The sequence below is a fragment of the Exiguobacterium sp. SH1S1 genome (assembly GCF_004337245.1).
Lineage (GTDB): Bacteria > Bacillota > Bacilli > Exiguobacteriales > Exiguobacteriaceae > Exiguobacterium > Exiguobacterium aurantiacum_A.
Map to the genome: position 1 here is coordinate 49,468 of NZ_SJUZ01000008.1, position 23,021 is coordinate 72,488.

At 48.6% G+C, this 23,021-nt stretch carries 23 protein-coding genes; 9 read left to right on the plus strand and 14 right to left on the minus strand.

From position 1 onward, the window contains the following. Positions 1-35 precede the first annotated feature (35 nt). The 7 genes from EVJ23_RS12945 to EVJ23_RS12975 form a co-directional block, all read right to left on the minus strand. Positions 36-3,254, minus strand: coding sequence for a GH36-type glycosyl hydrolase domain-containing protein (locus tag EVJ23_RS12945; RefSeq protein WP_131466303.1), 3,219 nt, complete (start codon positions 3,252-3,254; stop codon positions 36-38). After that, positions 3,251-5,404, minus strand: coding sequence for a glycoside hydrolase family 3 N-terminal domain-containing protein (locus tag EVJ23_RS12950; protein WP_131466305.1), 2,154 nt, complete (start codon positions 5,402-5,404; stop codon positions 3,251-3,253). Before EVJ23_RS12950 ends, EVJ23_RS12945 begins: the two co-directional genes overlap by 4 nt. A 283-nt stretch (positions 5,405-5,687) precedes the next feature. Beyond that, entirely contained in the window at positions 5,688-6,176 is a 489-nt protein-coding gene (locus EVJ23_RS12955) for a hypothetical protein (protein ID WP_131466307.1), read from the minus strand. Then, complete coding sequence (locus EVJ23_RS12960) at positions 6,173-6,625, minus strand: hypothetical protein (RefSeq protein WP_131470817.1); 453 nt, start codon at positions 6,623-6,625, stop codon at positions 6,173-6,175. The genes EVJ23_RS12955 and EVJ23_RS12960 overlap by 4 nt, the downstream gene beginning before the upstream one ends. A 17-nt stretch (positions 6,626-6,642) precedes the next feature. Then, complete coding sequence (locus EVJ23_RS12965) at positions 6,643-7,125, minus strand: hypothetical protein (RefSeq protein ID WP_131466311.1); 483 nt, start codon at positions 7,123-7,125, stop codon at positions 6,643-6,645. Between the two features lie 11 nt (positions 7,126-7,136). Further along, entirely contained in the window at positions 7,137-7,598 is a 462-nt protein-coding gene (locus EVJ23_RS12970; RefSeq protein ID WP_131466313.1) for a hypothetical protein, read from the minus strand. Positions 7,599-7,609: 11 nt separating this feature from the next. Then, the gene (locus EVJ23_RS12975) at positions 7,610-8,065 is read right to left on the minus strand and encodes a hypothetical protein (RefSeq protein ID WP_131466315.1); all 456 of its coding nucleotides are present in this window, start codon (positions 8,063-8,065) and stop codon (positions 7,610-7,612) included. 150 nt (positions 8,066-8,215) lie between these two features. On the opposite strand from EVJ23_RS12975, the gene EVJ23_RS12980 reads away from it, so the two are divergent. Both EVJ23_RS12980 and EVJ23_RS12985 read left to right on the plus strand, forming a co-directional pair. Beyond that, on the plus strand, positions 8,216-9,421 hold the full coding sequence (locus EVJ23_RS12980) for an MFS transporter (RefSeq protein WP_131466317.1): 1,206 nt from the start codon (positions 8,216-8,218) through the stop codon (positions 9,419-9,421). A gap of 21 nt (positions 9,422-9,442) precedes the next feature. Continuing rightward, on the plus strand, positions 9,443-9,874 hold the full coding sequence (locus EVJ23_RS12985) for a MarR family winged helix-turn-helix transcriptional regulator (protein WP_236633783.1): 432 nt from the start codon (positions 9,443-9,445) through the stop codon (positions 9,872-9,874). 41 nt (positions 9,875-9,915) lie between these two features. Here EVJ23_RS12985 and EVJ23_RS12990 read toward each other — a convergent pair whose 3' ends face one another. Continuing rightward, positions 9,916-10,956: a flavin monoamine oxidase family protein gene (locus EVJ23_RS12990; RefSeq protein ID WP_131466321.1), complete on the minus strand. Its 1,041-nt coding sequence runs from the start codon at positions 10,954-10,956 to the stop codon at positions 9,916-9,918. 765 nt (positions 10,957-11,721) lie between these two features. Between EVJ23_RS12990 and EVJ23_RS12995 the strand changes: the two genes are divergently transcribed. Genes EVJ23_RS12995 through EVJ23_RS13005 form a run of 3 tightly spaced genes read left to right on the plus strand, consistent with a single transcriptional unit; the run spans position 11,722 to position 12,461 of the window. Then, a complete protein-coding gene (locus EVJ23_RS12995) occupies positions 11,722-11,949 on the plus strand; it encodes a hypothetical protein (RefSeq protein ID WP_131466323.1) in 228 nt (75 codons plus the stop codon). Next, complete coding sequence (locus EVJ23_RS13000; protein ID WP_131466325.1) at positions 11,949-12,164, plus strand: hypothetical protein; 216 nt, start codon at positions 11,949-11,951, stop codon at positions 12,162-12,164. Before EVJ23_RS12995 ends, EVJ23_RS13000 begins: the two co-directional genes overlap by 1 nt. A gap of 18 nt (positions 12,165-12,182) precedes the next feature. Beyond that, entirely contained in the window at positions 12,183-12,461 is a 279-nt protein-coding gene (locus EVJ23_RS13005) for a hypothetical protein (RefSeq protein ID WP_131466327.1), read from the plus strand. A 36-nt stretch (positions 12,462-12,497) separates the two neighbouring features. Here EVJ23_RS13005 and EVJ23_RS13010 read toward each other — a convergent pair whose 3' ends face one another. The 5 genes from EVJ23_RS13010 to EVJ23_RS13030 all read right to left on the minus strand — a co-directional run bounded on the left by EVJ23_RS13010 (position 12,498) and on the right by EVJ23_RS13030 (position 16,400). After that, positions 12,498-12,968, minus strand: coding sequence for a hypothetical protein (locus EVJ23_RS13010; RefSeq protein ID WP_131466329.1), 471 nt, complete (start codon positions 12,966-12,968; stop codon positions 12,498-12,500). A 49-nt stretch (positions 12,969-13,017) separates the two neighbouring features. Continuing rightward, entirely contained in the window at positions 13,018-13,188 is a 171-nt protein-coding gene (locus tag EVJ23_RS15240) for a hypothetical protein (protein ID WP_161567035.1), read from the minus strand. Between the two features lie 198 nt (positions 13,189-13,386). Continuing rightward, complete coding sequence (locus EVJ23_RS13015) at positions 13,387-14,580, minus strand: MFS transporter (protein WP_131466331.1); 1,194 nt, start codon at positions 14,578-14,580, stop codon at positions 13,387-13,389. Between the two features lie 344 nt (positions 14,581-14,924). Next, positions 14,925-15,245, minus strand: coding sequence for a nucleotide pyrophosphohydrolase (locus EVJ23_RS13020; RefSeq protein ID WP_131466333.1), 321 nt, complete (start codon positions 15,243-15,245; stop codon positions 14,925-14,927). A gap of 585 nt (positions 15,246-15,830) precedes the next feature. After that, positions 15,831-16,400, minus strand: coding sequence for a YdeI/OmpD-associated family protein (locus tag EVJ23_RS13030; protein WP_131466337.1), 570 nt, complete (start codon positions 16,398-16,400; stop codon positions 15,831-15,833). Positions 16,401-16,544: 144 nt separating this feature from the next. Here EVJ23_RS13030 and EVJ23_RS13035 point away from each other — a divergent pair, with 144 nt between their 5' ends. Then, positions 16,545-18,566: a phospholipase D family protein gene (locus tag EVJ23_RS13035; RefSeq protein WP_131466338.1), complete on the plus strand. Its 2,022-nt coding sequence runs from the start codon at positions 16,545-16,547 to the stop codon at positions 18,564-18,566. A 4-nt stretch (positions 18,567-18,570) separates the two neighbouring features. Here the strand turns inward: EVJ23_RS13035 and EVJ23_RS13040 are convergent, their stop codons facing one another. Continuing rightward, complete coding sequence (locus EVJ23_RS13040; protein WP_131466367.1) at positions 18,571-20,220, minus strand: DUF2075 domain-containing protein; 1,650 nt, start codon at positions 20,218-20,220, stop codon at positions 18,571-18,573. Between the two features lie 122 nt (positions 20,221-20,342). Here EVJ23_RS13040 and EVJ23_RS13045 point away from each other — a divergent pair, with 122 nt between their 5' ends. From EVJ23_RS13045 to EVJ23_RS13055, 3 genes are all read left to right on the plus strand, one after another. Further along, the gene (locus tag EVJ23_RS13045; protein WP_131466340.1) at positions 20,343-21,329 is read left to right on the plus strand and encodes a LytTR family transcriptional regulator DNA-binding domain-containing protein; all 987 of its coding nucleotides are present in this window, start codon (positions 20,343-20,345) and stop codon (positions 21,327-21,329) included. 131 nt (positions 21,330-21,460) lie between these two features. Next, positions 21,461-22,309 (plus strand): ABC transporter ATP-binding protein, encoded by an 849-nt coding sequence (locus EVJ23_RS13050; RefSeq protein ID WP_131466342.1) that lies wholly within the window; start codon positions 21,461-21,463, stop codon positions 22,307-22,309. Beyond that, positions 22,306-23,013: an ABC transporter permease gene (locus EVJ23_RS13055; RefSeq protein WP_131466344.1), complete on the plus strand. Its 708-nt coding sequence runs from the start codon at positions 22,306-22,308 to the stop codon at positions 23,011-23,013. Before EVJ23_RS13050 ends, EVJ23_RS13055 begins: the two co-directional genes overlap by 4 nt. Positions 23,014-23,021 lie beyond the last annotated feature (8 nt).

Below are 23,021 nucleotides of genomic sequence, written 5' to 3' on the forward strand. Positions count from 1 at the left end.
ATGCTCCTCCTATTAAGAAAAGGGTGACGAATTCGTCACCCTTTCACCGTAATCACTAACTCATTCTTTTCCTTGGCGTAGCGTAAAAATTCATCTTTTCCGATGCGTTGTCCTGCCTCTCGGTAAGGGTTCGACAGAGCGTGACCAGTCAATTTCTGACCGTTCAATGTCACGCTCGGGTCACCCTTACGGAACTGGATCGTCGTATCCGCACCGAAGAGGCGGAGCTGGACATGCATATCGGCATCCACGATCGGATCGAGCTCGACATGGTTTGTCCCGAGACGAATCCCGAGGTAGTTCGAGACGAGCTGGTTGAACCAGATTCCCGGTCCACTCGAATAGATGCGCCATCCCGCTTTCACGGGTACTGTCCCATCTTTCAAGCGGTCGAATTGCGACTCCGCTGCGTAGCGGTCAGCGAAGTCCCCGTCCGAGCTACTGAAGTATGCGTTCCGTTGCCGTGGTGCGGCATTTTTCACTTCGTCCATCCGGACTGGGTTGATCATGTTGAAGGCCGGGCGAATCTTCTCACGATGTCCTGCTTTCGCGAGCGCCTCGATGTAACGGATATGGGCGTGCACGTATTGCAGTCCGATCTCCCGACCGAAGTTTGCCGCCTGCTCGGCCCGCATAAAGTGACGGCTGACGCCGCCGCGGTATTCAGCTGGCCGGTTCATGAGACGAACCCCGTCCGGGAACGTCAAATGCGTGGCGATCAAATCAAAGTTACGTGTCATCTGGTCTTGATCGACAAGTTCCGCGATGACACTGCGCGTCATCGGCAACAAGCGGTAGCGCATCGGCAGCGTTTCATCGGACGGGTGGAGCATTGCCTCGAACCGTCCATCGACTTCTTTCAAGAACCCTGCGATCACACCGTCACGGATCATCTCCTCAGTGAACTGTTTGCGGATGATTTGGCTCAACTCGCCTAGACGTTCTGCCAAAGCAGACGTTGGCAACTGTTCATGCAACTGACGGAACGCTTGGTACGTCAAGGTGACCGTCCATGAACTGATCAAGTGACGTTTCAAGTCCTCATCGGCCGGTTGCAGCGTATCGTCCCAATCTCCCCCGCCATAGGCGGAGAAGACCGAGCCGTCGACGAAATGCTCTTCAATGAATCCGAGAGCGCGTTCGACGTGTGCATAAAGTGTAGCGTTCGCCTCCGCTTTACCGTCCCGGTCGCGGAACGGAATCGTTTCATCGAGGCACGTCACGTCCTCGGTCCGGCTCAAATAGTCCGAGAGCGCCTTGAGAGGCCAGACGATGACGTCACCATGGCTATCTTCTTGTTGGATGCCCGCATATTCATCGAACATGAACCATTGCGGCCAATCCCCATCCTTGAATTGATGGCTGAAAATCACGAGGAGAAGTTTACGCGCCTCGTCAAAGTGACCGGTCGAAAGCAAGAACTCCATCGGTCCTTGCGACACGTCCCGCGTCCCCCAGGCGGCTCCGCCATATTGCTCAAGACCGTGCGGTGACTGGTAGTGGACCCGCATGTTTTGGACGTACCATAGCGCCTGAATATTCAACGCCTCGATGTCCGGTGTCTCACCTTCAAGTGTGAGCCCGTTCATATAGCTGTCCATCCATGTACGGTAAGCGTGTAGCTCCTGCTTTTCATCTAGCTCGAACGGAGTGTGCGTCGCCAGACCAAGGTGCATCGTCACACGCTCACTCGGCTCGTAAGCCATCCAGACGAGATCGTCCTCGAACGGTTGGTCGAACCAATCCGATGTTTTGAGGAGTTGGAACGGCTGATCGCTCTCGATCGCGTACGTCAGATCAGGTCGTGTCGCGGCGCTGTCTGCCGCCTCGTCCGCCTTGAATACGAGCCGGTTGTCCGTCTGCTCCATGTGGAACGGGGCGACGTACTCTTGCGTGTTCATCGCGATCTGGTTACTCATGACGAAGCGTCGCGGTTGCGACGATTCGACGGTCGTCTTGATGACCGGAGCATCCGAAGCGATGAACGTACGGACGACGATCGTCTCCCCGTCTAGCTCGTAGCGCCACACTGCCTCGTTCAGCCGCATCTCGAACAGACTCGGCATCGTCAACAAACGGTATGCCCCGTCCATCTCGACATAGATGCGCTGCCCTGAAGTTTTCGGGACGTTGAGCGGGTTGCGGACGTTGGTCGTCCACTTGTTGAAGTTTGTGTTGCCGTAAACGATGTGCGAGTTGAAGACGCCGTTCATGAACACGGTCGTCGCGAGCTTCGACTCGTCCGGCATCAGGCTGCCGGCGTTCAATAAGATGTTGCCGTGACTCCGCTCAACGAGGTGCTCTTTCGCCGCCAACACGACGTGCGCGCCCTCTTCTGTGAAGAAGGACAAGAGCTGTCCGTCTTCCGTCTCCTCGAGTCGGCGCACCGGATAGAGGCGCTCGACTTCGGTCATCGTGAGCCCGGCTCCGCTGATTGGTTGGAACGGTTGGCGAAGACGCGGACGCGGACGTACTGGTTGTTCGACAGGCGCTCCCGCTTCGACCGTTACGAAACGCTCGATCGATTGCTCGGTCAGCGCCTCTGGATGATCTTGAACGAATGACAATTCGAACGCGATTTCTCGGTCCGTCCCCATGTCCAACGTTTCGGTCCGAAGCGTCGGCAAGGCGAACTCATATTGATACACACGGGAAGGCAATGCCCCGTCTAGCCCCGCGGCCCGTCCAGTCAATTTATACGATGTCCCATACACGTCAAATCCGTCCGTCGCATATTCTGCGATGGCTCGGGACGACGTCATCCGAATCGCCGGGAACCCGGTCGACTGCTTTTGGTTTTGGCGGGCCATCAGCGCCGCATCCGTCTTCACATAGTCGATATACTGGGCCATGTACGCCTCGTTCGTGCGGACACCGCCTTCATCAGCGAGCCCGAGATCTTGGACGTATGTGACGTCGAATCGGCCTGTCCCTTCGAATGTCGCGTCAAAGCGAACGCCATTGTCACTGAGCGTCCCCCGTACTTCATAAGCGAACTCAGGGTATCGCCCGGACCAAACGATTTCCTGGCCTGAGGCCACGAAATCACTAGGTGAATGAAGCCCAAGCAACGGACGGGCAACTCCACCCTCATATCGGACATAAAGGTTTGCCATTGAGCCATCAAATGGATGGTGGATTAACTGGTTGACCATGATCGGTCCGGTTTTCAATTGACGGATATCTCCCATCGGAGTGAGCGAGAGGCTCACGTCTCCAGCTGTCAGCGTCGTCTGTTCGGTTAATACATTCACGTCGTACACCTCGTTTTTGTTTTTAGTTCAAAAGATTTTGCCAATACGTCACGGCTGTTCGGGCCCACAAAGAGCGTAAACGTTCCAGGGTCGGCGTCAAACGTACCGTTCGGCTGAAGATAGCGGAGCATGTCTGCTTCAACAGTGAACGTTACCGTCACGGACTCACCTGCTTCGAGCGTCACTTTGTCGTACCCTTTCAATTGCTTGACGGGCCGCGAGACTTTGGCCACTTTGTCTTGGATATACCATTGGACGATCTCGTCTGCCGTCGTCGCCCCGTCGTTCCGAATGACGACCGTCGCCTCGACGATGCCGTCCGTTACTTCTTTGACGATGAAGTCGTTGTAACTAAACGTCGTGTATGTCATCCCATATCCGAACGGGAAGAGCGGCTCGTTCGGCGCGTCGAGATATTTGCTCGTGTAGCGTGGGTCGGCGTGTTCGATGTCTGACGGACGCCCTGTCCGTAGCGCATCATAGCGAATCGGCACTTGTCCGATGTTGTAAGGAAACGACATCGTCAACTTCCCGGACGGACTGACTTGCCCATACAACAAGTTCACGAGTGCCGAACCGGCCTCGGTCCCCGGATACCAGGCTTCAAGCACTGCATCCGACTGCTCGACAACGTCGCGAAGGTCGAGCGGACGGCCGTTGAACAAGATCGTCACGACCGGCTTCCCGAGCGCCTTCAGGCGTTTAAGCCCTTCGCGTTGCGTCTTCGGAAGACGAATGTCCGTCCGACTGCCGGCTTCTCCACTCATCCATGATGCTTCACCGAGCGCCAAGACGATCACGTCCGCTTGCTCCGCGATACGGCATGCTTCCGTCCAATCAATCTCTGCTTCGACGGTCGCCCCGCCCGTAAACGTATATGGAAGTTCGGCCCGGTCGAACGCTTGTCGCAACGTCACGGCCTCTTCTTTTTTCCCGTAGCCCGCCCATGGACCGAGCACGTCGTTCGAGTCGGCGAACGGTCCGATGAGCGCGACACGTTGCTTTTGTAACGGGAGGACACCATCATTTTTCAAGAGGACCGCACTCTTTTCGGCCAGACGCCGCGCTTGATCACGGTGCTCATCTGACAGATGGAGCGCTGTCTCTTTCGTCTGATCGATCCCTCGGTAAGGGTTGTCGAATAAACCTAACTCTTCTTTTAGCGTCAAAATCCGTAAGACCGCCTCATCGAGTAACGCCTCATCGATCCCTTCTTCAAGCATCGCTTCGATATAGTTAGAATATGCGCCCGACATCATGTCGATATCAACGCCAGCTCGTAGCGCGAGTTCGCCCGCATCCTTCAACGTTTCGGCGACACCGTGGTGAATGAGTTCTTTGATCGCCGTCCAATCCGAGATCAGTACGCCTTCAAACCCCCACTCGCTTCGGAGGATGTCCCGCATGAGATATTCGCTCGCAGTGGCCGGAACACCATGGACGACGTTGAAACTCGTCATCACCATCTTCGCCCCTTCTTCAAGGGCCCGTTTGTAGGCTGGTAAATGGTACTCACGCAGTTCGCGATCGGACACATCGACCGTATTGTAGTCGCGTCCGCCTTCCGGTGCACCGTAAGCCGCGAAGTGTTTGACGCAGGCTGCTAACGTATCTTCTCTCGTCAAATCGTTCGTCTGATAGCCACGGACGAACGCCGCCGCCATCTCCCCGTTCAGCCAAACGTCTTCTCCGGTCGATTCCATGACACGTCCCCAACGTGGATCGCGTGACAAGTCAGCCATCGGAGAGAACGTGACGTGTAGACCGGAGGCCGTCGCTTCGATAGAAGAAGTGCGTGCCATTTGTTCGAGTCCGTCGAGATCCCAAGAACAGGCCATCGCAAGCGGGACCGGAAAAATCGTCCGGTGCCCGTGGATGATGTCCGCCATGAACAGGAGCGGGATGCCGAGTCGATTATGTCGCAAATAACTTTCCTGCAGTTTTCGCGCTTGCTTCGCGTTGCTGATCCCGATGACCGATCCCATGTTCCACCGATTCTCGTCGGTGATGCCGTCTTCCTTAAGTAGCTCCGCGATCGGTCCGGTGATCACATCTTGCTCGTCATCCGAAAAAATGGATGGCAGTGTCTGAACAAGCTGTCCCACTTTTTCGGCTACCGTCATTTGCTGCACTAATTGTGTCGCTCTCATTCCATCCCGCCTTTATCTCTAATTTGTAAATCGAAACGTTTCACCTGTGTATATCAAAAGTATAAGCGCTTACAAAATGAGATGCAATGGTTTATCGAAACGTTTCTATAAAAAATATAATTTATGGATAAATCTTATCTTTAGGTCAATGACCTTGTTACCTATGCCCTCGGTATTCTCCAACTCTCACAAAGTGGATCCTTATGTGAACTAGCGTCTTTACGAAGCTTATCGATTCATAATTCGAGATTGCTTAATGAAAAAAAACGAACCATGACATGTGTCATTGACTCGTTTTGTGCTCGGTATTCCGTTGTTCTTTTGCTTTGCTCAACACTTTCGCGGTGACATGGTCGTCATCGAACATCAAGATGAATCGATCGAGCCAGCGTGGGGTGAGGATACTGAAAACAATCAAACTGACAATGAGTGCCAGCAGAACTTGAATCGAAACAACACCTGCATGATAGAAAGCGAACAGGCTCAAAATCGCGACGAATCCGATCCATTCGAACACGAAGCCCATGTAGACCCAGCGTGTGTAGCGACGACTTTCGTTGAACGTGAGCAGGAGCTTCGTCTTACGCCACTCCAGGCATAAATACGGGAAATAGGAGATGGCCAAGACAAACGGGAGCCACGTCGGTGCCATATAGCCGACGACGACCGTGGCGATGAGCCCGGCCATCCAAATCCACCACCGTACAAACCAATGGGTATCATCTTGTGCGAGCAGCTGGTTAATGCGTTCTTTTCTCGTCAGGCTAGTCATAGGATACCTCTCGCCGTAGCTAATTCTGAACGAAGCGGTTGCTCAGGGTCTTTACTGACGGATTTGTTGGATCGGTTATAAAATAGCGTCAGCATGACCGCGCAGCACACTAGGAGCACCCATACCCACCACGGGGCCACGAGTTTATAGCTGACGACACTACCGACTGTGAGGGCGAGCCAACCGATGAGAATCCAGTAGACGTTCCGTGTCGCCCGTTGCGCCTCAAGTTTATCGGACAGACGAGCAAACACATCGGCTTCCTTCCATAAAGATACTATCAGTCCGGCTGCTAACAATGCCATCAACCCTGTCCATAACCACCAAATCTCTTCAGCGAGGAGAGAAAAAAATAAGAATGCAGGGAACGGGGCGAATAACGTCTCCCGTCGTTTCTTCCACTGCTTGCGATATGTATCCATTCGGTCTATTCGTTCTTGTTTCGTCATACCGTTTCAGTCCTTTTCTAATCATTGATTCCGTCAAGACGACGCTTCAGTTGCTCGCGGTTTGCTTTCGCTAGCATACTGGAAGTAACATGTTCCGGGTCAAGTTGCAGCAGTTTCCGATCAATCCAAAATGGCAACAAGATGGAAGGTGGTGCCCCGATCACCATTGCCCACATGAATCCATCACGGTTCATGTGGCCCGTCAAAAACGAGGCGACAAGACCGAACAGTAAAAAGAAAGTAAAGCATAGTGAGAAAAAATTCACTTTGATGAGACGACGATACGCCCAGTCTTCATTAAACTGCAGGTAGACAACCGTCTTTTTCCATTCGAAAAACAGCGTCGGCACGAGGCCAACAACCGCGATCATGCTGGAGTAAGTCGTCTGCATCATAAAGTAGAGCGCACCCACGAAAAGGAGTACACTGCTCCCAATCATAAAACGTCGATACGTTTTGTCCACTTGTAACAGCGCTTGGAATCGAGTTTCCCGGTCCATCAGTCTCCCCCTTAGTCCCTAACATTATCGAGTCGAATCTCCCGAAACCTCGGATGCTCCGGGTCGATGTCCGTCAATCGCTCGTCTTGTTTTCGAATCAAGCGGTATCCTCCATACAACACACCGATTGTCAGCACCACTATCCACGCATACATCCAACCGAGTTTAATTGTCAGTGCAATCGACAAAATCGAGAGAACAAACAGGACGAAGGTGAATCCGTTTCGTCGTGCAATGATTTTTTTTGCACCAGCGTGCTCGGTCAACCCGGTCTCGAACCGACTCACCTTTAAAAAAGAGCCCCCAAGTAACAACAAACAGACGGCTACACCGGTCACGTACCAACCGTTCCATGAATCCGATTCAATCAAACCGACGATGAAAAACGACATCGGAAACGTGATGAGGCCTTGAAGCAATGCCATTTTAACGTTCGATTTATAGATGACATTGATGCGCTCTTGTTTTGTCATCGAATCACCCCTTAAAAACTTTCCCGTTTGACGTCGCGACGCGTCGGTTGCTCGGGGTCGATCAGTTTTACTTTCTCATCAAGCAGACGCTCGACAATTAACAGGATTCCAGCTCCAAGTGAGAGCACAAGAAACGGCATCCAGCTGACTCCGTCTAGTTTCATGAGCAATGGGGAAACGAATCCTATAGCAACAATCATCACATAATCAAATCCATACTGGATGTGAATGATTCGTTTAGCCCGGACCCGCTCGGTAAAGCTGCTCATAAATCGACTTTCGCGAATAGCATTCAATCCATACGCTAGCAATGCCACAATCATCAAACTTCCGTACAAGAGGGCGTGTGTCTCGGTTTGTAAAAATAAGAAGATAAGCACAGCAAGCGGAATCGCAAAACCGAGCCTGACGAGAAGCCATTTTCGATTTCCTTTAATCATTTTCTTTAGACGTTCATGTTTGTTCATATCGTTCACCTCTTCTGTAATTATACGTTCATCCGTCTCAAAAAGTTCCGTATTTTTACATTTTTCTCGTCGGTCCGGTTTGCTTGACCAGATTCAAATCTCGTCTTATAGTTTAGTTAACTTAACTTTATTTAAAAACGAGGTCTCCTTATGAACTTGCTACACAATTCCCGTTTCATTTTCACTTGGCTGTCCGGCATGACGCTGACGCTAGGCTTTTCCATCTTCTTTTTGAGCATGTCGTGGCTCACAATCGATGTGTTGAATCAACCGGCCCTGCTCGGAATCATCATGACGGCCGTTTCGTTGCCGCGCGTGATCATGATGGTGTTCGGCGGCGTCTTCGCCGACCGTTATCAAAAGAGTCGTCTCTTATTTTTGACGAACCTCGGACAAGGTGTCTTGATGCTTGTCGTCGTCGCGCTGCACTTGGCCGACGCTTATTCCGTGATCGTCTTAATCCTTATCTCGATCGCGTTCGGACTATTGGACGGCATGTCGTATCCGGCGCTATCTTCACTCATCCCGTCTCTCGTCAAAAAACACGAGCTCCAACGCGCCAACTCGTTATTCCAAGGGTCGCTCGAGCTCATGTTCGTGATCGGTCCATTTTTAGCCGGTCTTCTGTTGACGTGGGGCGGCTTCGGTCTTAGCTTTAGTACGGCGGCCACGCTCATCTTTATCTCTGCTTTCTTGATGATGCCGCGGCTGATTCGAGACCATATTCCAGCGGCACAGACGATGTCGCTCAAGCACGTCGTCTTTGATTTGAAAGAAGGAATCCGCTACGTCTCGAAGACACCGATCTTGCGAAGCGGTACGTTCTCGATTGCAATCGTCAACTTGTTTATTATGGGACCGCTCATCATGAGCATCCCGATCCTCGTCGGTGAACGCGGCGGAACGGCGTTCGACTTGAGTTTGATTGAAGGCGGGCTTGCTGTCGGGACGTTCGTCGCAAGTTTCCTCGTCTTATTGTTACGGTCGGTCCACCGCGGCCGTTTCGTCTTCCGCGCCTTGTTCTTGACGATTGTCGCATTTCTCTTCTACACGCAAGCCGAGTCCGTCCCGATGCTCGCTTTCGCGGCGGCCATGAGCGGCTTCATGCTGATGCTCGTCTATTTGCCGGCCGTCACGCTCATGCAAGAGCATAGCGACCAAGATAAGATCGGTCGCGTCATGAGCATCATGGCACTCGCCGCGTCTGGCCTAGAGCCGATCGCGTTCGCCGTGCTATCAATCCTTGTCGCGTTGTCCGTTCCGATTCAAACGCTCCTCATCACGTTTGGTATAATCGGACTAGCATTTAGTATCGTCCTGTATGTGCGGAGCCAGACGTTCCGTGACACACGTTAAGGAATGAAAGGAGAACGGGTTTTGAAAGAGATACGCAAACAACAAGTCATTGAGATGTATCGTCAAGTCGACGAGCTCGACTTGTTGTTCACCAAATACTTTACCGACTTGAACGAGTTTGAACTCAGTTACCAGCAAGAACAGATGTTGCTGCTCTTCAAACGAAAAGACACGTGGACGACGACCGAGATCGCGACGAAGATGAACATCTCGAAAAGTGCGGTCAGCCAAGTGTTGAAAGTGCTCGAACAACGCCAGTTCGTCCAAAAAGAGAAAAATCCGGACAACTTGCGTGAGAGCTTCATCCGGCTCGGTCCGGTCGGCCTCGACTACTCGAAACAAGTCGATCGAATCGAAGAACAGCTCGCCGAAGAGATGTTCTCCGTGCTCGAGGATGACGAGATGAAGATGATCAATCGCGCGCTCGCGTTGATGATTCAGAAGTTCAAATAAAAATGCGTATCGTCCCGACTTGGGAGGATACGCATTTTTGGTTAGAGTTGCTCGACGACCCGGATTGCAGAACGAAGTGCCCCTTCGATATGACCGCCGAACATGGAATCCGTCTCGGTCCCAGCAAGTGAGAGCTTTTCTTCCCAAGCGGTGTCGAACGTAATCGGTCCATAGACAGGGAAGTCGCTCAACGGTTGGGCATCTTGCGAACTTGCCGTGTCGCGGTCACTTGACCAATCCACGTACAAGACGTCACGCGGATGACGCGCCTCTTCCCCGAACAGTCGGACGAGTTGCTCGACGACGAGACGATTGAGCTCGTCCCGGTCTAGCGCGGCCCGCTCAAAAGGTGATAATCGGAAGAAACCGAACAGTGCCCCGTACCCTCCCGGCGCCGACGCGTCATGAATCTCCTGCAACACGCCGGACCAACTCATGCCGAGCCCGGATAAGCCGGCGTCTCGCCAAAACGGACGATCGTAGACGGCGACCACTTTCGCCTGCCCGGCCATCCACGTCGGTGTAGCCGACAGCTTCGCCTTCGTCGCTTCAGACAGTTCCGGTTGAAACGAGATGCGTGAGACGAGCCGTGGCGGGATCGCTAACATGACGTGTTGGAACGTTTTTGCCGATCCTGCTTCGACCGTGACCGATACCCCGTCTTCTGTCTGTTGAATCGACGTGACGGTCGTCTCGAGTTCGATTGTCCCTTCTGGAAGTCTCGCAGCGAGCGCTGTGGTCAGTGTCGCCATACCGCCTTCAAGTCGCATCGATAGAACGGTCTGCTCGGGTGGCAACGTGTGGCGCTCAATCACGCCAACTTTCCGCTCGAGCATCAAGTCACCGGTCGTATGTTGTGGGAACACCGGAAGTCCGAGCCGATCGACGAGTTGCGTGATCGTCTTCTCGGTATCCGGCCAATACCATGTCGGACCGAGGTCAAATCCGTTTTGGCTCAACACCCGTCCTCCGATGCGATCGCGTGATTCAAATACGGTGACGTCATAGCCTTTTTCGATGAGGAGCGAGGCGGCGTACAGTCCGCTGACGCCCGCCCCGATGATGGCGATTGATTTGCTCATGTAAATACTCCTTCTCTATACGTGGTGCTCCCATTATACTGAAAAAGATACTTCTACATGACTTGAGCGAACCGCTCGGGAAAGGGCGTTACGACGTGAAGCGGATTTTCTTTTATCTTTTATTTCCATACATCTTGCTGATGCGGGGATTGTATCCGTTTATCAAAACAGAAGGTGGGATGACGTATGCTCTCATGCTGTTCTTTGTCCCTGGATGGATTCTCGTAATCGAAGATTTACTCCCAGTGCCATTATTACTAGAAACCTTTATCTCACTTTATCTTTCGACAAGTTTGTTCACCCCACTGTATTACTTCGAATCGGATGTCAGACGCAGACGGACAAAACCCGGTTACGTTCCACGCAATGAGCGATGACATCCAAGAAAGGATTTACCAACATGCCTAATTCATTCAAGACGTTCCTTTATCCGTTCCTCGTAGGCATCTGCCTGTTTTCTCGATTTCGACGAGGCAAAATGTTGATCTATCTCCTCGCCTATCTATTCGTGTTCTCATATGAAGGCTTACTGCTTCTTGAAATCATCTATATACCCGCTCTTCTTAAGTTGTTGATTCAGATGTACGTTATCGTAGGAATGATTTATGTTGAATTTCATTTTGATGATGCAGATTAGAGCGAGACGCCTTGACAAAATAGACCGCGACAAAAATTTGGACACACGTCACATCCATGACTCCCTTCCATTTTGTATGAATTTGGAAGTATACTTATTTAGGATTACTTCGGTAAGGAGGGAACAGAATGGATTTCTTGCTCATGTCACTATTTAGTTTATTGGCGATGATTGTCCCACTCGCGTTAATCATCACCGTCATCGTGTTGATTGTTCGTTTTATCGGTCGTTATGAAAAACGAGCTGACACGCGACTCGAGCTGGAGCGTCAAGCCGCAGCTCATCAGCAACAACAGTTCGACGTTTTAGTGGAACGTCTCGAACGAATCGAAGAAAAGATGGAGGCACGCCCTTAATGTCGACATCATTCACGATTTGGACGAAACGTCTCGTCATCACAGCCATCATCGGCGGTATATTACTAGTCTCTACTATCGCCTGTCAACGCGTATTCAACATGTCGGAGATCAATCTATTGGTCGACAAGGCGGACGAACAACAACTCAGTTACGAGTTAATTATTCATAACCCGCTGACGAACGCATATAGCTTTACCATCATGCCTGACTAAAGCGAAAGGAGTGTTTCCATGGAGTTGAACACCATGTTCTTAATCGCATCGCTCCTGTTAAACGCCTTTTTAATCAATGTAATTGCTGAGCAAGCAAAAGACGTACGTGCACTGCGGCGAAAGCAAATTCAGAACGATCCTCTCATACTAGACGATGCGTTGGCTGCAATAGTGAAAGAGAAAATTGATACGCATGGGGTCGTCACGGCCGTAAAGTTTTTACGGGAGACTCATGACATGTCACTACTTGAAGCAAAACGACTAGTCGACCGCATCACTGGTCGATCGACTTCATAAAAGGGAGTAGCGCGCGCTACTCCCTTTTGATTGATTTCATTTCGGAAAGAAACCGACTTTTCCTCGTTCGTAGACTTTATGTGTGACGTGCTCCGGGTCGATGTTAGCAAGCCTTTGATCAATCTTAGAAGAGGCAATCCATGCAAATAGATTGAACGCCACAACGAGAATCAAAATATTCGCTTGTTCTGGACGTAACAGCAACGTCACAATCAATATACAAAAGATCGCAATCACGGCCATCCCGCTCCAATATTCATACCAGACGAGGCGCCGATAGTCGGGAGCATCGTTGAACGTGAGCAACGTCTTCGTTCGTGACCATATTTTGACGAACCCAATGGCTGGAATGAACAAGACGAACCAAATTAGTTCAGCGAGTCGACGCTCGCCGGTGAACCAAAATATAAGGCCTAGTAAGACGATGAACACTCCAAGAAGGAACGCTTGGCGAGTGGAACGTTTCCCTGCTTCGTATAAGTGATCAAACCGTTCGCGTTGGGCCATATTCGTCTTCCTTTCTAGTCTTCCTTTCTAGTCTTCATCTGATTTACATTCATTTGTCTAAGGACACTTCCTGTTCTTGTCTCGCTAACAGAATCTGAAACCCACACAGTAGCAGCGGGACAATCATACGGGACAAAGGAAGTCCTACAATCGGTACGAATAAGCCAATCATCCCGTGAAGGATGGCGAGCCCGTACCACATTTTGGCTCGTGCATTCATTCGATGTACCTCCTTTTGATATGTGTCATTTATGATAATCCTCCACAATTCTCCGCATATTTTACGCCTTCACTGTTCGAAAAAGGACTTTAAAAAAAGGACTTACGAAAAATTAATTAGAGCGACACGACAGAAACAACCTATTGATTCAATAAAACGAAGTACAGTCTTCCCTAAAAAGACTGTACTTCGTTTGCGTCATACAGCTTGATTGCGAATCGCAACAGAAGATTTCAAAAAAGAATTCCTCAAAAAATAGTGGCTCGTACCTAATAAGGTAACTGCCCCGACGAGATACAGTAATCCGTGTCCGATCCAGTCCGCGAACGCCCCACCGAGCAAATACCCGAATGGAGCCAATATTCCTTGAAGGGCATAGACAACGGTCAATACGCGTCCCAAATAATCAGGTTCGATCTGACGCTGAAGTAGCGTTTGAAATTGAATCCCCATCATCCCAATCGCCAACCAAGCCATACTGAAACAAATCAATGTCACGCTAAAATTTCGATTCAACCAAAATGCCGAGATGCACCAAGCGACTCCGCCAAATCCGGTTGCCAAGACGAATGTCCATCGTAACGAACGAACGCCAAATCGAATCGATAAGCCGCTTCCGAGTAACGTACCAATCGAAATGGCTGCAAGCCATAAGCCGTATTCCTGTTCCGTCTTCGCCAAAATCGGGAGGACGCCAAGCGAGATCGAAATCATGAAGTTAAGGCACGTGAAGACAAGAATCAACGTGCGAAACGAACCGAGTCTCCATACATAACGAAACCCAAATTGTAAATCAGCAAAATACGTAAAATCGCTTGGTGTATGGGCCTTCGTTTCGTTGATGCGTAACAAAAAGCCAATCCCCCCAAGTAAAAACAGATAGAGGATGGCGTTACTCGTATAGACGAGACCGACACCAATAAGCGCAAGCAAGATCCCAGCAACCGCATTGCATAAGATATCGAGACTATGGTAGGTGAACGTGAAGAGCGCATTGACTTTTTGCAGGTCCGCCTTCCGAACGAGAGTCGGAACGAGTGCATACTCCGCTGGATAACTCAATTCGCTCGCCAACGTCGCGACGAACAAGCCGACAATGACGACCCCTACCGACAGTTCATCTATTACATATAAACCCGCGAGGATCGTGAAGACAATCGCCTGCACTGCCATTGCCAAAAGCAACAACTTCTTTTTGGCGTAACGATCGATCAACGGTCCATAAAGCACTTGAAACGCAACCGGCACCATTGCTACAAACGTCGTGACGCCAATCCAAAAAGACGAGTCCGTCATCTCTTTGACGTACCACACCGATGCTAAAAAATAAAAACTATCCGCGAAATTCGCAATCACACGTACAGCTAATAAAACTACTATATTCCGATTCATATCATCCGCTCCTCATATAATTTGTCTAGTAAGTTCGAGACAAATCATAAGGCGGTCCGCGAATATAAGGTTATATGTCGTTCAGATAATGATACATGACGAGCTCCTTTCGAGTTTATTTTATTTAGATGCTAGGCGTCAGTCATTTTCATACTGAATCGTCTTTTGTTTCATCCGTCTCCAATGAACGAAAGCATTCGTAAACCAAATGATCGTCAATAACGGAAACATGACAATCATCCATGTTGAACTCTCGATTTGAAAAAGCGGCATCATAAGCAAAAGGCCGATATTCAATAGACCTACACTGAGATACATGAGAAAAAGGCGTCGATGTTTCGTTCTCATGGCGTTTTCACCTTTGTCACACTCGGGTATTTGATTGCACTTTTCTTAAGCTTCTCTTCAATCGCTTGCGTCACATCGATTCCTGCCGCATGAGCGAACGTCAGCGCGTAGATGAGGACATCCGCAAGCTCTTCTTTCATCTCGACTTGTTTCGTCTCGAGTGCTTCTTCGCTCGACACCCATTGGAACAGCTCCAACAGTTCGCTCGCCTCGAGCGACAACGATAACGCCAAGTCTTTCGGGTTATGGTGGAACGCCCAATCGCGCTCGTCTCGGAATTCAATCACTTTGTCCATCAATCGTTGTACTTCGTTCATTTATCCACGTCCTTGTTTTGTATTGTAAAAAAAATTCAAAAATAAATCTTCATACCTGATTATTATGGGTCAGTTGATTCAATCCTTATGGAAAAGGGTCATTTTGATCGCTTAACTTGATCCGGAAAAAAAGAAACGGAACAAATAAGAGGCTAATATACCCCAACGTAAACAACTTTTGTGTCTCATTAGAAATGTATTGTCGTTGACCACAGTTCGGACAGGCTTTTCCGTCTTTTGAAAACCCAAGTGACAGCACTTCTTTGATTTTCCACTCGTAGTAACAATTCGTGCAACGTGGTGCCATACTCCCCCTCCTTTTCTATCTTCTTTTACGAATAAACACCTGAGAAGTTTCATATTGTCATCGTAGCCGTATAAAATACGAAGAGCATATCTGGATGCGGCTTTCGTTCATCGTTACGGTGGTTTTCTCAACCTCTCTCTTAAATCAACTCCATATAGAAACACGCTGGTAAAACAGTGAATAATGGCACGTATCGATGAAACCCCAATCCTTTGTCATGAACACCATATGGACTTGCCCAACAGGCGAGAACAAGCGACAAAATCAACCCAAGTAGCTTAATCACTGAGTAAGCGCCCCCCATCATTCCACTGCCCATACATCTCATTGGCTTTTGTCTTCTCGATGAACTTATCAAGTCGTTTCACATATAAATCGCGGTCTTGGCGAACACTTTGTATCGTATCGATGCGGATGCGGCGGTACAACTCAGGGAATCCCATGAAGTGTTGGTACACTTGCATGTCCTCTTGCAAACGTTCGATTATTTCTTCATCAATGACAAACGATTCGTTCCCCATATCAGGCAGAACACGCATTCCGCTCTCTGTCATCAACCCCAATCGTTGGAACCTGCGGACACGTTCTTTATTCAGTTCGGTCCAATTACTTTTCTTCCTTCTTGGCGAAAACCGTTGCGCTAATTTATCTTCCTCTGTTTTTTTAGCAATCCCGTCAATCCATCCGAAACATAACGCTTCTTCCACGGCGTCTAAATACAATAGTCCATCGCTGCTCCCCTTCCGACTGAGGATGACCCAGCAAAACGATTGTTCGTCTTGATGTGCTTCAAGCCATTTTCGAAAGTCGTTCCGGTGCTGGAATCGCAGGACCTGGTCAATTTCCATATACTTTCCCCTTTCTCAACCTTTTCTTCATTATCTTATGTACGAAGACAGGAGGTAAACTAAAAGCAGATCTTATACATTCTGCTTCATCCTAGGACTGTCATGAGTTAGAATCGGGAATATTTACATACGGAGGTGAAAACAATGATTCGTTACTATAGTACAGACGAGGAACGATTTATTGAGACAACGTTTGAAGACGAAATTCGTGGATACGACTCATTTCGTGCCATCACTTATGTTACTTCATTCGAGATTATCAACGATTTAATGGCGTCCTTTGAAAAGGTTCAAATCATTCATGGATTCCCAGGAACCTCTTTTCAACTTATCAACCACCTCCTCGATATTTTAAAACGTGTTGAAGATATTCGCTTACTAACACCAGAGACGTTCAATGCGCTATTTGATGAGCGTTTAGAAATATTTCTGGCTCACTCCATTCCAATTCATCATAAGACCTATATTTTAGAAAAAGACAATCATTATAAAATTTTATCCGGCAGTGCCAATTTAACAATTTCTGCGCTTCAAGGGAGAAACCATGAGATGCTCTTTATTTGGACTGGTCATACAAGTGATCCGTTTTATCAGCAGATGGATCAGATGTGGTCAGAAATCAAAAAAGACACGATTGATTACATCGATCCTTCTTCACTAGATTCAGTGTTAAACAATCCCGAAGAAGTAATCGAGTCGTTTATAACGGATGTCACAGTCCCGCAAACACTCGTTCAAGAAGCAAAACCAGAAATTGAAAAACATCACTCTCAAAAAGTAGATACCGTCTTTGAAGAAAAAGCAGCGCCATCCTTCTTACCGCTCGTTTTAACAAAAACAGGACGACGCAAAAAAACTAAAGTCGAAGAAATTCGAAAACAAGTTCATCTTGCAGTCGATGAACGATTATCAAGTTATGACGTATCAAAACAAGCTCCGTGGCAATTCGATTTTGACGTGCATGATTTCATCATCGGTGAAGACTACTTGCAAGATTTAGTTCGAGATGAAGAACTCCCCTCCGCTGAAGGAATTATCGATATGATTGAAAGCTATGATCAAAATAAATTCAGTGATGAGCGTCACCAAGTTTTCACTGGAGTCGTATATTTGTTGACCTCTCCGCTCATTTGGAAAATCCGTGAAATCTACACGGAACATCATCTCCCAAAAGAAGATGTTCCTGTCGTGATGAATATTGTCGGTGATGGACAAACAGGAAAAACGACGCTCGTGCGTGAGTACTTTTCGACCCTATATGACTATCCTTCTCTCCCCACCTTTTCCATGTTAAAGAATGCCCCAAAAGGAAAGAAAACGAGCTCTCGGATTGCTAACGACTACATTGACGGCTATCTCCACTCTGACTGGGTTAACCCACTCATCATTGATGAAGTACCGAACAATTTTTTTACAACTACGAGCGGTGAAAACAATGTAAAGTCTTGGTCGAACGATCGTACAGGAATCTTTCCCATTTTAATCACCACTTCAAATATTTCAGGCGCACTCGCCAAACCCCAACTCCTTCGTCGCATCTTAATGATCCCAATCGATTCTAAATATCGCGAATCGAAAGACCAACCGTTTGACGTGTACCAACTTATGAACAACCTTGATCCACTGTTCCCGCTATTTTTTCTAGATATGTTGGCAAAACGTCTCGATCGAATTTCACTAGAAGATATCGAGCGACTCAAGGCGGACTATTTGACGCTATCAAAAGAAGTACTATTCACACTATCTCCTGAGCTGAAAACATATGCGACCGAAAATGGATTCCTTACAAATTACGATATCGTCAATCACAGAGGGAAGACACTGTGGGCAATGACACTTATGTCGAAGGCTGATCACATCTGCGTCAACCCGAAAAATGAAAATGAAATTATTGTATACGAATCTGCATTTAAGACACATCACGATCGGACAGAGGCTAAGACGTTTTTACCTGGTGGTGTACTCGTGCAAAGTGGCGGGAACAGCTTAACGTTAAATAGCGAGCTACTTGAACAGTTCGTTGGATTCTCGATTCAAACGGTTTGGGACAATCAATCTGCCTCCCGAACCGGTAAACAAATCGCCGATGCGATGGCAAAACAATTAGCTCCGTTATTGGAAAACAAGAAAAAGCCTTCACGATTGAAGGCTTGGTGGAAAAAATGATGATTCATCTTTGAATACGCTTCTTTTGAATATGTAACAGTTTGTCTCTCAATGCTTGATTACTCGCATATAAATAGAGTCCTTGAACGCCTCGTTTCATCAAGATATTGATTGAGTTCAACACGATTTGTTCTTTCGCCAATTCGACGTTCTCGACTCCGTCAATCCCGGCGTATGCCCCCGTATCTTTATAAAGATTCGTGTCGATCACCAGGCAATCCTTCGTCTCATCGTATGTCACCGAAGGACCTAAGACGACGCCGACGTAATTCAAGTCAAAACCTTGGATTGTATAGATCGATCCGGCCTCGGCAATCGTCTCTGATTTCTCAGCCCATGTCGTCTTGCCGCCCGTCGTATTCCAAGGCATCTTGTATGTACCATTCGATTCGTAGACGTAATAGGTCTCTCCATCCTTTTTATGAAGATAGTCGAACGTCGACACGACTCGGCTGAGCCCATGCTTCTTGTCTTGGTTTACAATCATCCGATGCATCTGCTCTAACGTTTCGAACACATGTAGATCGTAGCCGTTTGATTCAGGAAATGCCTCGATACGCTTATCTTTAAAGGCGTTAATCCAATTGATGACTGCTTCATCCGCCTGCATTCGGAATTGATTCGTCAGTTGATAAGCCTGTGCATGTTTTGCTTTCTGCTTAAATGATGCTAGAAGACCCTGATTCCACTTACTTTTCAACTTCAGCACTTGATGTTGGTCAAAGATGACAATGACAATCTTCGCACGTTTCATCAACTCCTCGAGGTGATTATCTGCTCGAAAATTGTTGTACGCATCTGATTTCGTCAACAGGAGGTGCGCCTCGTCGACCAAGATAATATCCACTTTTTTATCTTGTAGCTTGTTGAGGAGCGGTGTCGGTTTGACGAAATTGACAGCCTTCAAGTGTTTGACTTGTTTGGCGATCCCTTTATACGTCTTCAGCATCTCCTCATGATTGACAACCAGATAGTTCTCCGTCTGATACAGCTTCGAACCCGCCTCATTCGTCCGTGCCTGAATGGTATTGAAGATGGAACTGAGTACTACACTTTTGCCGACGCCTGCCTCTCCTTCAATAACGTACAAGTCTCCATACATATCATCAGGCTTCGACTCCGTAATCCGCCCCTCACAAAATTCGAGCACGCGCTCTTTTAAGTCCATCTGCTCAACAGATAGTTCTTTGAACGGAGACAATTTGAAGATGTCTTTGTTCTCGATGGCGTGCAAGTCGTTTTCGACGAGCCCATTCTTATGTAGCTCTCCCCATAACTCAGGAAACAACTCATTGTCATAGAACGATTTATTGTAATAGTTGTGCGTGAAGTCGCTCGCCGTCTTGCTTTTGTTTTGTAACGTGTACTTCTCGTCCCCTAAAAAGTAGTTGATCAGCTTCGTCTCGAGATGGAACGTCGCTGACCGATTGAACGTCTCGTGCTTCACGAGATTGATTTGGTCTACATTCTTGCGTTCTGCCTGCTTCAGCTTCAGATGCTGTTTCATGCGTTTTTGAAAATGCACCGTCTCCCCGATGTACGCTTCTTTTTGTCCGTTCAAAATATAAATCACCGGATAGTTTAAATAATCAGCTGTCCGGTCAATCTCATCTATACTCTTTTTATCAAAATCTAAAGGAACGACCTCAATCATCTTCACTGACACACCCTCATCTAATTTCAAATTATCTCCAGTTTAGCATAGTCTTATTCCAATTCATTACTCAAGTCTTTCCTGAATCAATGGTATACTCCAACTAAAAAGGGAGGGATTCGGTGCTTACTTTTGATAACGTCTCGGTTCGCCAACAGGATACGCTCATCCTTGAAAATATCTCGTTCACTATCAATCCAGGCGAAATCGCAGCCATCCACTGTGGCGTCACTTCCCGGGAAATATTGTTCGCGCTATTGACCGACGCGCACACGCACTACTCCGGGATCATCGATACACAACAGCGAACGCTATCATTTTTCTCCATTCGTGACGGTTTATACGACCGGCTGACGGTCGAGGAATACTTGCGTTTCACGCACACGCTCTACGAATCGACGGAATCGCTGGATGCAGTCCTGCAAACCGTTCAACTCAACCCATATCGGACCAAACGATTGAACCGGCTCAGTCTGTCGCTCGTTCGGCGCGTCCAATACGCAGCGTTGCTCTTACATAATCGCGACATCTATGTCCTCGAAGAACCGGATCAAAACGTCGATCAAGAGACACGACATTTGTTCGCGACCGTCTTGATGCAACTGAAGCAAAAACAAAAAGTCATCCTGCTTCTGACGAGCAACATGGAGAGCGCCCTCTTCGTCACGTCGACCGTCTATCGCATCGACCACCGGCACTTACGCTTGCTCGATGTCGAACCGGATGAACCGGATGCGAACGAAGACTTCACTCCAGAGGTCATGCACGTCCGCTTCGAGAAGATTCCGACGAAAGTGAACGAGAAAATCGTCTTGCTCGATCCTCCGGAAATCGACTACATCGAGAGTCAAGACGGCCAATCCGTATTGCACAGTCAGTCCGAACAGTTCCCGAGCGTTTTCACGATGAACGAGCTTGAGACACGTCTGACCCCGTACGGCTTCTTCCGCTGCCACCGGTCGTATATCGTCAACCTTCAACGGGTGCGGGAAGTCATCACGTATACGAAGAACAGTTTCAGCCTCGTGCTCGATGATTCAGCGAAGACGACGATCCCACTCTCGAAAACGAAAATGGCCGAATTGAAGACGATGATCGGGCTGAAATAGGCTCCATTCAACGCCCGATTCGCTCCACTCAGTCCTCAAGAAGCGCCATTTATGGACATTCTAATGCGCCCACCTCTTCCTCTCGATATGATGTAAGCAGGAAAGACGACATCAACAAGGAGGAACGAGCGATGCAGGATATTATCACCGTAAATCAATTGAAAAAGTTGTTCGGTAATGAAGAGGCGCTACGAGACGTGACGTTTTCTGTTAAAAAAGGAGAGGTATTCGGGTTCCTCGGACCGAGCGGATCCGGAAAGACGACGACCATCAAAATATTGACGTCGCAACTCGCTCAGACATCAGGTGACGCCACTGTGTTCGGCGTCCCGGTCTCGGAGTTGAAACAAGAACAGTATCGGAAACGGATTGGTGTGTTGACCGACAACAGCGGGTTGTACACGCGCCTCTCGATCGAAGAGAACTTACAGCTCTACTGCGACTTATACGACGAACCACGCACCCGAATCGATGACGTACTGCAGACGGTGAACTTGGCCGGAGAACGCAAAAAACGCATCTCCGCCTTATCACGCGGGATGCTGCAACGGGTAACGCTCGCTCGGGCGTTGTTACATGAACCGGAACTGTTATTTTTAGATGAGCCGACCTCCGCGCTCGACCCGGTCAACTCACGCCACATCTATAAAGGCATCGAACGGTTGAAGGCAAAAGGGACGACCATTTTCTTGACGACGCACGACATGAACGAAGCCGAAGAACTGTGCGACCGCGTCGCCTTCTTGCATCAAGGGGAAATTCAACTGCTCGACGCCCCGAAAAAATTGCGCCGGAAATATGCGAACGGCTCGATGCGCGTCGAACTGCATGACGGGGAAATTGTTGAGTTAAAGCAAGGAAAAGACGGGGCGGACTGGCTCCATGCACAGATGCGCGACCAGAACATCGCGGCCATTCATTCGAACGAGCCGACGCTCGGGGATATCTTTATCGAAGTGACGGGGAGGAAATTATCATGACATTTTCAATGAAACGGGCACTCGCCATTTTTCAGAAAGACTATAAAGACTTGTCGCGGAACTTATTCGTCTCGTCGACGTTAATTATGCCAATCTTTTTCGCAGTATTTTATTCTCGGCTCGGTGACGGTGGCATCGACATCACATATTTTGTCTTTAATATCGCATTCAGTCTCGTCGCGATTTTTGTTCAGTGCGCCTTGATCGCAGAAGAGAGAGAAAAGAACACGTTACGTGGGCTTATGCTCTCACCAGCGAGTACGCTTGATATTTTAATTGGGAAAAGTGCACTGACATTCATTACAACGATTCTGATTGTAATTGCTTGTGCGTTTCTTTTAGACTACTCGCCGGCCAATCTATTCGTGATCAGTTACGCGATGATTGTTTTAGCATTCTTTTATATCGCTGTTGGCACGATTTTCGGGTTAATGACGAAAACCGTCATGGAAGCTTCCCTCGTTGTTATGCTTCCGTTCTTTTTCTTCTCGTTTTCTCCCATGCTCGTCGTATTCAAAGATTCGTTCGCACTTATCGGATTGTTGGAATATTTGCCGAACGTCCTCATCGTCGACCTCGCGCATCAAATCGAGGGGGGAGCTGGACTCGGCTCTACATGGGTGGAACTTGTGATGCTGTCTGCCTGGACGCTCGTTGTGTTCGTCGGAAGTATTGTGATGTATAACCGGAAACAGACGGATTAAAGTTAAAA

What these genes read in the sequence shown, in the direction of transcription:
- EVJ23_RS12950 (WP_131466305.1), bottom strand. Translation starts at nt 5,404, where the DNA reads ATGAGAGCGACACAATTAGTGCAGCAAATGACGGTAGCCGAAAAAGTG.
- EVJ23_RS12955 (WP_131466307.1), bottom strand. Translation starts at nt 6,176, where the DNA reads ATGACTAGCCTGACGAGAAAAGAACGCATTAACCAGCTGCTCGCACAA.
- EVJ23_RS12960 (WP_131470817.1), bottom strand. Translation starts at nt 6,625, where the DNA reads ATGACGAAACAAGAACGAATAGACCGAATGGATACATATCGCAAGCAG.
- EVJ23_RS12965 (WP_131466311.1), bottom strand. Translation starts at nt 7,125, where the DNA reads ATGGACCGGGAAACTCGATTCCAAGCGCTGTTACAAGTGGACAAAACG.
- EVJ23_RS12970 (WP_131466313.1), bottom strand. Translation starts at nt 7,598, where the DNA reads ATGACAAAACAAGAGCGCATCAATGTCATCTATAAATCGAACGTTAAA.
- EVJ23_RS12975 (WP_131466315.1), bottom strand. Translation starts at nt 8,065, where the DNA reads ATGAACAAACATGAACGTCTAAAGAAAATGATTAAAGGAAATCGAAAA.
- EVJ23_RS12980 (WP_131466317.1), top strand. Translation starts at nt 8,216, where the DNA reads ATGAACTTGCTACACAATTCCCGTTTCATTTTCACTTGGCTGTCCGGC.
- EVJ23_RS12990 (WP_131466321.1), bottom strand. Translation starts at nt 10,956, where the DNA reads ATGAGCAAATCAATCGCCATCATCGGGGCGGGCGTCAGCGGACTGTAC.
- EVJ23_RS12995 (WP_131466323.1), top strand. Translation starts at nt 11,722, where the DNA reads ATGGATTTCTTGCTCATGTCACTATTTAGTTTATTGGCGATGATTGTC.
- EVJ23_RS13000 (WP_131466325.1), top strand. Translation starts at nt 11,949, where the DNA reads ATGTCGACATCATTCACGATTTGGACGAAACGTCTCGTCATCACAGCC.
- EVJ23_RS13005 (WP_131466327.1), top strand. Translation starts at nt 12,183, where the DNA reads ATGGAGTTGAACACCATGTTCTTAATCGCATCGCTCCTGTTAAACGCC.
- EVJ23_RS13010 (WP_131466329.1), bottom strand. Translation starts at nt 12,968, where the DNA reads ATGGCCCAACGCGAACGGTTTGATCACTTATACGAAGCAGGGAAACGT.
- EVJ23_RS15240 (WP_161567035.1), bottom strand. Translation starts at nt 13,188, where the DNA reads ATGAATGCACGAGCCAAAATGTGGTACGGGCTCGCCATCCTTCACGGG.
- EVJ23_RS13015 (WP_131466331.1), bottom strand. Translation starts at nt 14,580, where the DNA reads ATGAATCGGAATATAGTAGTTTTATTAGCTGTACGTGTGATTGCGAAT.
- EVJ23_RS13020 (WP_131466333.1), bottom strand. Translation starts at nt 15,245, where the DNA reads ATGAACGAAGTACAACGATTGATGGACAAAGTGATTGAATTCCGAGAC.
- EVJ23_RS13030 (WP_131466337.1), bottom strand. Translation starts at nt 16,400, where the DNA reads ATGGAAATTGACCAGGTCCTGCGATTCCAGCACCGGAACGACTTTCGA.
- EVJ23_RS13035 (WP_131466338.1), top strand. Translation starts at nt 16,545, where the DNA reads ATGATTCGTTACTATAGTACAGACGAGGAACGATTTATTGAGACAACG.
- EVJ23_RS13040 (WP_131466367.1), bottom strand. Translation starts at nt 20,220, where the DNA reads ATGATTGAGGTCGTTCCTTTAGATTTTGATAAAAAGAGTATAGATGAG.
- EVJ23_RS13050 (WP_131466342.1), top strand. Translation starts at nt 21,461, where the DNA reads ATGCAGGATATTATCACCGTAAATCAATTGAAAAAGTTGTTCGGTAAT.
- EVJ23_RS13055 (WP_131466344.1), top strand. Translation starts at nt 22,306, where the DNA reads ATGACATTTTCAATGAAACGGGCACTCGCCATTTTTCAGAAAGACTAT.